General features: G+C 44.9%; 4 protein-coding genes. All 4 read left to right on the top strand.

Features of this window, described 5'->3' with window-relative positions; all coding sequences use genetic code 11:
• A partial coding sequence (locus PROVRUST_RS18530) for a phage tail sheath C-terminal domain-containing protein (protein ID WP_006816453.1) occupies positions 1-646 on the top strand: 646 nt, incomplete at its 5' end.
• A gap of 2 nt (positions 647-648) precedes the next feature.
• Positions 649-1,164, top strand: a complete 516-nt coding sequence (locus tag PROVRUST_RS18525; RefSeq protein WP_006816452.1) for a phage major tail tube protein — start codon at positions 649-651, stop codon at positions 1,162-1,164.
• Between the two features lie 11 nt (positions 1,165-1,175).
• Positions 1,176-1,484: a phage tail assembly protein gene (locus PROVRUST_RS18520; RefSeq protein ID WP_006816451.1), complete on the top strand. Its 309-nt coding sequence runs from the start codon at positions 1,176-1,178 to the stop codon at positions 1,482-1,484.
• 14 nt (positions 1,485-1,498) lie between these two features.
• Complete coding sequence (locus PROVRUST_RS18515) at positions 1,499-1,618, top strand: GpE family phage tail protein (RefSeq protein WP_006816450.1); 120 nt, start codon at positions 1,499-1,501, stop codon at positions 1,616-1,618.
• Positions 1,619-1,669 lie beyond the last annotated feature (51 nt).

Below are 1,669 nucleotides of genomic sequence, written 5' to 3'. Positions count from 1 at the left end.
CCAGCGTGAACTTATGCTGATTTACCCAGAGTTTCAAGGCTGGGACACAGTCGCTAATGCAGAAAGTAATATCTATGCAACGGCAACGGCATTGGGGTTACGTGCAAAAATCGACAATGAGATTGGCTGGCATAAAACGTTATCTAACGTAGGGGTCAATGGTGTCACGGGTATTTCTGCCGATGTGTCATGGGACTTGCAAGACCCAGCCACGGACGCTGGTTTGCTTAACGAAAACGATATTACGACACTGATCCGTAATGATGGATTTAAATTCTGGGGGTCTCGCACTTGTTCCGATGATCCATTATTTGCCTTTGAATCTTACACGCGTACTGCACAAGTGCTGGCAGATACTATCGCAGAGGGGCAGGCATGGGCAGTTGATAAGCCACTGACACCAACGCTAGTGAAAGACATTATCGACGGTATCAACGCGAAATTACGCGCCATGACAAACCAAGGGTATTTGTTGGGCGGTGAATGCTGGTTTGATGAAAAAATCAACGTAAAAGAAGAGTTGAAGAGTGGCAAGGTCTATCTTGATTATGACTATACGCCAATCGCACCACTTGAAAACTTGATGTTGCGCCAGCGGATTACTGATCGCTATTTGTTAGATTTCAGCTCGAAAATTAAGGGGTAGTCATGGCGTTACCACGCAAGTTTAAACACATGAACATCTTTAATGATGGTCAAAATTACATGGGTATTGCCGAGGAAGTCACTTTACCCAAACTGACTCGTAAATTTGAAGCGTATCGTGGCGGCGGTATGAATGGCTCAGCTCAAATTGATATGGGGCTGGATGATGGCGCGTTGGATATGGAGATTACTCTTGGCGGGATGGAGGCTCAAATCTACCGCCAGTGGGGAATTGAAACTATTGACGGTGTCCAACTGCGATTTAATGGGTCAATCCAACGTGATGATATTGGGGAAGTCCACGCAGTTGAAATCGTCGTGCGTGGTCGATACAGCGAAATTGACGCCGGTAACGTGAAAGAAGGGGACAACTCTCAAACCAAACTGAGCGTAAAACCGACCTATTTCAGACTGGAAATGAACGGCGAAAAGTTGATTGAAATCGACATTATCAACATGATTGAGATCGTCGGTGGCGTTGACCGCATGGCGGCGCATCGTGAAGCATTAGGGCTATAAGGTAAAAGTAAATGACTGAACAAAAAGAAAATACTCATATCACAGTGACATTAGATGAACCGTTGACTCGTGGTGAAACGACGATCACTGAAATTATTGTGCGTAAACCCAATTCAGGGGCATTACGCGGTGTTCGTCTTGCGGCATTAATGGAAATGGATGTTGATTCAGCGATGTTGGTTTTACCTCGCGTCACGGCACCGGCACTAACCAAGCCTGAACTTATCCTTATGAATCCAGCAGACATGCTGAATTTGACCAAGGAGTTAGTGCTTTTTTTGCTACCGAAATCGGTAACTTCCGATTTCCAGAACGACTAACCGTTGATGATTTGGTGGCAGATATTGCCACCATTTTTCACTGGTCGCCAGCAGTAACCGAAAATTATTCTTTGACTGAATTATTAGAATGGCGTTATCACGCCCTTAAACGTAGCGGTGTTGAAGATGAGTAAAGATTTACGTTTACAGGTGATTTTAAGCGCCGTTGATAAATTCACAAAGCC

The sequence above is a fragment of the Providencia rustigianii DSM 4541 genome, from assembly GCF_000156395.1.
In the GTDB taxonomy this organism is placed as follows: Bacteria; Pseudomonadota; Gammaproteobacteria; order Enterobacterales; family Enterobacteriaceae; genus Providencia; species Providencia rustigianii.
Note: the sequence above shows the minus strand (reverse complement) of the source record. Positions and strands in the feature narration are given on the sequence as shown.